Annotated in this window: 2 protein-coding genes; both read right to left on the bottom strand. The window is 44.5% G+C overall.

Annotated features, from left to right (window positions below; genetic code table 11):
* Positions 1-2,318: ESPR-type extended signal peptide-containing protein (locus HMPREF3201_RS07060; RefSeq protein ID WP_255353904.1), on the bottom strand; the 2,318-nt coding region annotated here is incomplete at its 3' end.
* Positions 2,319-2,789: 471 nt separating this feature from the next.
* Positions 2,790-8,210 carry a YadA-like family protein gene (locus HMPREF3201_RS07065; protein ID WP_231726833.1) on the bottom strand — a complete coding sequence of 1,807 codons (5,421 nt, stop codon included), beginning with the start codon at positions 8,208-8,210 and terminating at the stop codon, positions 2,790-2,792.
* Positions 8,211-8,377 lie beyond the last annotated feature (167 nt).

The raw sequence follows: 8,377 nt of genomic DNA on the forward strand, positions 1-8,377 counted from the left end.
TTAGCGCCATCATTATTATAGTTAGTACCACTAGTTCCGGAATTAACTGCGAAGAAGTGAATCTTATTAGCATCTACAGTTGTTGTCAAGTTATTGACCACGGTATTTACTGCATTAAGTTGTGCCACGTTAACAGCATCAGTTGCCTGAGTACCGGCTGCAACGCCCGTAATCTGACGAGTTAAATTATTGGCACTATCACCAACAGAGACGGCCCCTAAGGTGGACGTCCACGTTGCACTTGCTTTATCCGTATCGGAAACAGTAGTTCCGGTCGGAACAGTGCCTGCAACACCAGAAGCTACGCTAGCTACAGAGTTAGAACCCAAAGCTACGCCGTCGGCTGTAGTTGCATTGGCATTATGGCCGACAACGACAACACCGTCTTGATCAGTCGTTGTTTCCGTATCAGCGGATCCTAAAATAACCGTATGCGATGCATTGTCAACTTTATGGTTATCACCAATTACAATATTGTCGGTAGCAACTTCTTCAACAGTTCCTCTAGTTACTTTACCATTCACGGTATTAGCAGTACCCATGATATAGGAATGTTGTGCTCCATCAACAGTATTGTCCATACCAATAGCCACAACAGAACCACCAAAACCATCAGAATGGAACCCATCTAGCTCTGATATATTGTTTGGTAAATTTGCATCATTTGTAAAGTAGGAGTTTTTTATTTCATTTTGCCAACCAAAAATAAATACACCATTAGCATTATCAGTTTCGTTAAAGCCACCTACCAAAGTATTACCAAATCCATCCAAAGGTGCAACTGATTTTAACCATGAAGTCATAACCGTATTACTAGCGCCTAATGTGGTAGAATATCCACCCTTAAGACCTGTATCAATAAAATTACCATTATCATCGCGCTTAAAAGTATACGAAAAACCCGATTCCTGTCCATCAACAAATGGAATTGGATCATACATACTATTCGGCAATAGGTAAGTAGTTCCAGAACCATTACCAATTACGGTACTCCCCCAAGCATTTGCAGTATTATCAGAGCCCAATGCAGTACCAATGTGTCCTTGAGTTCGCGTGCTAGCCCCGATTGCAATAGATTTTTCACCGGTTGCAGCTGAATTACTATAGTTATCCTGTGAAGATAATCCACGAACACTAAAGAAATGAATTGCATTATTATCAACTTTAGTATTTACAGCATTAAGTTGTGCCACGTTAACAGCATCAGTTGCCTGTGTACCAGCTGCTACGCCTGTGATCTGACGGGTTAGATTTTTTGATGTATCCCCTACGGAAATTGCGCCTAAGGTAGATGTCCATGTTGCAGTAGCTTTATCCGTATCGGATACGGTGGTTCCTGTCGGAACAGTGCCTACTACACCTTTGGCTACGCTGGCAACAGATTTAGACCCTAAAGCAACACCGTCAGCTACGGTAGCATTAGCATTATGGCCGAGAATAGTTGCATCGGATACGGTTGTTTCCATTTCATCATCAGCGGAGCCGATAACAACGTTCCCCGTCGTGCTTGTTAATTTACGATTATCGCCGATTACGACATTAGAAGAACCATCGGATACGGTATTTTTCGAACCAATAACATAAGTACTATCCGTATTCGTCAAAGTATTTTTTGCACCGGTAATAAAGTTATAATCACTCGTATTACCGTCTGCACCGTTCAAAGTATTGCTGACACCGGTAACAGCCGAGAAACGGGCATAATCAACGGAGTTAGCACCACCGATAACTAATACCTGTCCACCACTGGTACCTACGGCAGCCCCCAACTGTCTCGATAGCGCCACAGGACTACTTAAATCAAGATTTCCTAAATTAAGATCAACATCTGCATAAGAATTAGTTACTGCATTGCCGGCACCAAAAATCAAGGTGGCATTAGCATTTTGTGTCGCATTAGCAACACCCACGATAGAGTTTGCAACACCATCATAGGCAGAAGTATTACTACTGGTATCAATCGCAACTGTATTCAATGCACCTACAACGGTAGCCGTAGCGCCTTTATACAACCCATCACTTTGAACACTTGCACCAACACCGGCCGCTAAGGATCCAATCCCTTTAGCCCCGCTATTATCTTTATTGCCCATACTCGCCAAACGACCGCCAAAATCATCAACACTGTAATACTGATCGGCCGCCATAACGCTGGTCGTCATGCCAGCACAAAGAGCCGCTACAGCCAAAACGGCCGCAACGGTTTTACCGGCATTTAACTTTGTGGATACGGGCTTACTGTGACTCTTTGCTATTTCAGAAACTACGATATAGCAATTCTTTACTTTGCTCCAAATGACTTTGTAAATCCTATTCATATCGCTTGCCTCCTATTAGATTGATAATAAAATTTCACTCAATTACCTAAAAACAGACACGTTACTGCCACTTAAATTCAGCATACTGATTGTTAAATCCGCATTCACGATGCTTCGTTCAGATATACAGCAGCAACACTAAGAATCTAAAGTTCCCCTCTTTCATCCCTCCATAAAGTCTTATTTTTCGCAGTTATATCGTAACTTAACCGATATACTCCAGTTATTACAAATAATCAATACCACATATCCTTATGTTATCATTCTATATATTGTACAAAATTTTGTCAATAAAGTCAAGGTAATGTACTATTACAAAAACGATCTACTCCATTTTTAAACAATTATTTTACTATTTATTTACTATTTTTGAGCAATTCAAGAATGCAAAATTTCCATAAATCAAAAAGGCCCTCTTTTTCAAGAGAGCCTTTTCGCTTCTGTAATTATGCTTCGCCAAGTTCAGCGATCTTATTTTTTCAATTCTGCAATGGCCTGCATCAACTGTTCAATCTTCTTGTTCTGTTCTTCCAGTTGTTCGCTCTGAGCTTCGATCTTGCTGTTTTGAGCTTGGAGCTGGCCACTCTGATCGGCTACAACCGATTTTAAGCTGTCGATTTCCTGAGCCATGGCTTGCTTCGACGGGTAGTTTGCCGTTTCGCCTTCGCCAACTCTCCAGGTTACACCGGCATTAACCATATTTTCGCCACCGCCGTAGGACGTACCGATGCTAACCATCGTATCGCCATTAGGACGATAGAAGGCACCAAGGGCTACGGCATTGGCGCCGCGATAATTACCGACACCGGCCGTGACTTCCCACTTCGCTTCCGGACTGAATTCCAGCGGATGGAGAGAAGCCAAGGCAGCTGCACCAGCACCGACGCGGCTGATGCGCGTATCGAGTTTATTGACGCGGTTATTGATCTGGTTCATGCCCGTGCCGATATTGTTGATGGCGCGGTCGAACTGATTCTTGTTAATGGCATCCGTCGGATCCGTACCTTCGCCGATATTCTTGATAACATTACCCCCCATGTTGACGTTGTTGTTATTGATGGTAATGTTCTTCGACGAATCTTCATTTACAATCGTCAGGCCATCGTTGTTGATCGTCGTGTTGCCCGTCGTGACCGAGCCCGTATTAATCGTGTCGCCTTCGATGACCGTCTGATTGTCGCCAGTACCGATGGTAATCTTATTGTTTACTTCGATGCTGTTCAGATCCTTAATGTCTTTGGACAACTTGATGTCGAAGCCGCTGCCATCGCTGTTGTTTACCACGCCGATGTTTTTGTCGGAGAGGTTATTGACATCAGCACCACCATTAAGTTTCATAGCTTCGGTATTCTTACGGGTTACCTGATTATCAGCACCGCTGTCACTTTCAAAGACGCGGCTGGAAGATTTAACGGCCGTATCGATGTCACTGATCTTATCCGCGATATCTTTCAACTGACCTTCCGTAGCGGCACGATCTTCCACGATACCTTTATTAGCCGGATCCCAGGTCGTATTGTCGAGGCCGGTAATGAAGTGGCCGCTCTGAGAATCCGTCGTGTTGTCAGACTTCGTGCCTTTGACGTCCGTCTGGTTACCCATAATGATACCGCCATTAGCCGCATCACCAATAGTGACTTGACCTTTAGAGCCATCAACGACAACCTTATTGGCACCATCACCAGCGGTTACTTTAGCGTCGTTACCGTTGATGTTGACCTGGTTTGCTGCCGTGTCACCACCGAGGGTTATGTTGTCGTTCAAGGAAACCTTGTTATCTTTGCCAACAGTGATATTCTTACCACTCGTTACCTTGCTGGCTTCGATGTCCTTATTAATATTTTCGTAAACGGAGTTCAGCTGATCTTCCGTAGCGGCACGACCACTTACATATCCCTGGTTGGTCGGATCCCAAGTCTTATTGGTTAAGCCTGTGACGTAGTTGCCTTCTTCAGCAGCGCCTTTCGTATTGTTGATAGACTGTTTAGCAATGTAGATACCACCACTGGTAGTTCCACCAATACGAACGCTAGTGAGACCGGTTAAGTCTTTTGCCAATTGAACCTTCAAGGCACTGTCGCCGTCTTTTACGACACCGATATTACTATCCGTTAATAAACTGTTACCATCAGTATCCGTGGCTGTTGCGCCACCAATAATACTGAGAACGTCACCATTACCTCTAGAAATTTCAGATGCTTTATCATCGCCGGTGAACTTCAAGGTAGTCTTGCTGGCGTCATCCGCAACTTGAGCAACTTGTTTGAGCTGAGCCACGTTAACTGCATCAGTATCTGCCGTACCGGCTGCTACGTCTGTAATTTGACGAGTAATGCCTTTAGAAACATCTCCGACCGACACCGAGCCAGCCGTGGATTGCCAGGTGTACAGAGCTTTACCGGCTTCAGCCAGTGCACTCTGTTTAGTATTCAAATCGGCCTGAGCCGTAGATAACTGCGCCTGCGTTGATTCAAGAGCTGCCTTTATTCCTTGATAACCAGCATCCTGTTCATATGAATTGTCAGGATACATGGAAATAATTTGGTCAATAGCGGTTTGGTAACTAGCTGCCTGTGCAGTTAAATCATTTACTGTCGTTTGTGCATCAGACACTTCTGTAAGCAGACTCTGATACTGAGTATTGCTGCCTAAAATGCTGTCCGCATCCGTAATTTTCCCGGACGGATCATAGCCTACAACGCCCTTATCAGTGCGAGCAACGGAGTTAGCACCAAGCGCTACGCCGCCATCAATGGTGACATTAGTGTTTCTACCAACAGCCACAGCATCACTCACCGTTGTTTCAAGAGCAGAATCAGCTGATCCGATAACAACATTATTGCTAACGCCAGTCAACGTGCGATTGTCACCAATCACAACAGCGGTCTTTGTATTGGTTACTTTGTTGTTAACACCGGTTACGGTCACATTATTTACATTCGTCGCCGTGTTATTATAGCCTGTGATTGCGTTATACTGGCTAATATTGCTGCTTGTACCGGTCAAGGTGTTGTTTACCCCAATGATGGAAGATGTACGAGTATAATCAGCCGTATTGCCACCACCGATGGCTAAAGTAGCACCACCGCTATTAGATTTCTTAATCGCACTCTGGAGTTTATCAACCATATCATCTACAGAGTCAGCGCCACTTGTCGGCATAGAAATTGATGTAATAGAGTTTGTAATCTTGTTGCCGGCGCCAAATACTAAGGAACCGTTGGAATTATCCGTAATATTACCTAAACCGACAATGGTATTGGCAATACCTTGATAAGAAGGAGAGAAGTAACTTCCACTTCCATTTGAACGAATGCTATTCAAAGAGCCCATTACGGTAGCACCAAAGTTTTGTGCACCATAAGCCCCGGTATTTGCCCTACCGCTACCATCAAAGCTACCGGTTGCAATAGAGTAGGAACCAACCATAGTCGAGAACAAGCCCTTATTGTAGGTATTCGTGCCTAAAGTGGTCTGATTTACATGGAAGCCGGTGTTATTATCCGTGATTTGTTTACCACCCATGGTGCCTTTGTATACACGGTCACCAATATCAATCGAGCCGGTACGACCAAACGCATTGGTACCGATAACGATGGATGTAGCTACGCGGCTAGCATCGGTCGGGTTATCATATCCACCGGAACCACGCTTCGGCCAGTTAGTCGGATCCATGCCCAATAAAGCTTCTTGTTCGCCACCACCGGTGAAGGCCACAGCACCTTTACCAATTACGATACTGCCTTCCAGAGCAATATTTTCAGAAACTTTGGCATCACTACCGATGACAATACTGCCCTTGCCACCGGAATATACATTAGTCCCCAAGGCTATCCCATTTTCACGTTGAGCTACAGAGTTCGGGCCGATAGCAATCGAATTTGTACCCTTAGCTCCATCATTATTCTGATTAGCTGTTAATTCAGATTTTACAGAGAAGTATTTAACCTTATTGGTTGCAAGATCTGCTGTTGTAGCAATACCGGTTACAGTAATCGGACTACCTTCATTCTGAGTAAGGGTTAATGTATTGCCACTTAAAGTTGCTCCAGTGAGGTACGTATTCTTCAAACCGGTTACAGTAACTTTTTCACCGGCAGAATCGGTTAATACCAAGGTGCCATCGGCTCCAACATAAGACACTGTACCACTAGCTAAAGTCGTATTCGTATCGGTAGATTTAATCGTATAGGTCGTAGCCCCATCATCAGCCACCGTGGATGTAATGGTTACATTATCGCCTTCTTTTAAGTCGACTTTATTAGCTTTCAACTGTGCCACGTTAACAGCATCCGTATCCTGAGTACCGGCAGCGACACCCGTAATCTGACGAGTCATATTATTCGATACATCGCCGACAGAGACCGAGCCTAAAGTCGAAGTCCAGGCAGTACCGGTCAACGTCTTCGCACTTGGGTTATAGCCGTCTACCCCTTTATCAACACTGGCCACAGAATTCGAGCCCAAAGCTACACCGTCATTGACAGTCGCATTGGCATTATAACCCATAACGACTACGTTATCAGCCGTCGTCGTCAAGGTCGTATCGGCTGCGGCACGGAGTGTCGTCGTCGCCGCTTTATTAGCACGGCCTAAGATAATGCTGTTGTCGGAACCAGTTACGGTACGATTATCACCGAGGAGTATCGTATTATTGGAATCTTCGACAGCATTTTCGTTACCTAAGTTAACAATGGAAGTAGAGCCGGATACAGTATTGTTACTACCGGTTACCGTCACATTCGTTACATTGGTACCCGTATTGTTATAGCCGGTCAAAGCATTATATTGGCTAATATTACTACTTGTGCCGGTCATTGTATTATTAACCCCAATGATGGAGGATGTCCGAGTATAGTTAGCACTGTTTCCACCACCAATAGCTAGTGTCGCACCACCACTATTAGAGCTCTTAATCGTAGATTGAAGCTTATCCACCATCGCATCTACAGAGTTAGCCCCACTCGTTGGCATGTAAATGTCGGTAATAGAATTGGTAATGGTATTACCTGCCCCAAACACCAGGGAGCCATTGGTATTATCTGTAATATTACCTAACCCTACAATCGTGTTAGCAATACCTTGGTAAGATGTCCCAGACCACCGATTTTCATTAGAGCGAACACTATTCAAAGAACCGATCACAGTTGCACCAAAGTTTTGTGCTGCATATCTACTTGAATTAGAATAGCCAGAACCGTCAAACCCTCCGGTAGTAATTGAGTAAGAACCTACCATCGTAGAGAACAAGCCTTTATTGTAGCTATTAGTCCCCAATGTAGTCTGATTTACATGTCCACCGGCATTTTTGTTAGAAATTTGCTTACCGCCCATGGTGCCTATATATGCACGGCCACCAATATCAATTGAACCTGTACGTGCATCAGAGTTAACACCTATGGCAATCCCGGTCGCAACTCTTGACGGATCTGTGGGTGTTTCATAGCCACCCCAGCCACCACCTGGCCAGTTGGTAGGGTCAAAGCCTAATTGAGCTTCCTGAAGCCCCCCACCGTTAAGGACGTAAGCATTTTTCCCAATAGCAATGCCACCTATTAAGCTTGCGTTAGAAGCAACGCTAGCCTTATCACCAATAGCAATCGTACTGGGTGTATCGGCAAACGCACCTGTACCTAAAGCGATTGCATTCGTGGAATTTTTATTAACCCAAACGCCTGAGCCACCATATAATGCATTTGTAGTATCGGCTTGTTTAACAGCAATTTGAGTGCGTAACGCTGTTGCCAAACCCTTAATTTGTGCCACGTTAACGGCATCAGTATCCTGTGTACCGGCAGCTACGCCAATGATTTGCCGAGTCTGATTACCACCATTCCCGATAGCTAATGCACCATTATTGGCACGCCAGGTAGCATTAATATTATCTAACACTCTTGTGGTGTTAGTTGCGAAATCATAGCCCGGACTACCTGCATTCCCCTTAACCGTATTACCATCCGAATCCGTAGTATCTGCTACATATCCGTATCGATTAGCAATGGAATTTACACCTAAAGAAATGCCACCCGTTTGATGTGACCCCAAAAAGTTAGACCTAG

Origin of the sequence: Megasphaera sp. MJR8396C (assembly GCF_001546855.1) — a bacterium.
Lineage (GTDB): Bacteria > Bacillota > Negativicutes > Veillonellales > Megasphaeraceae > Megasphaera.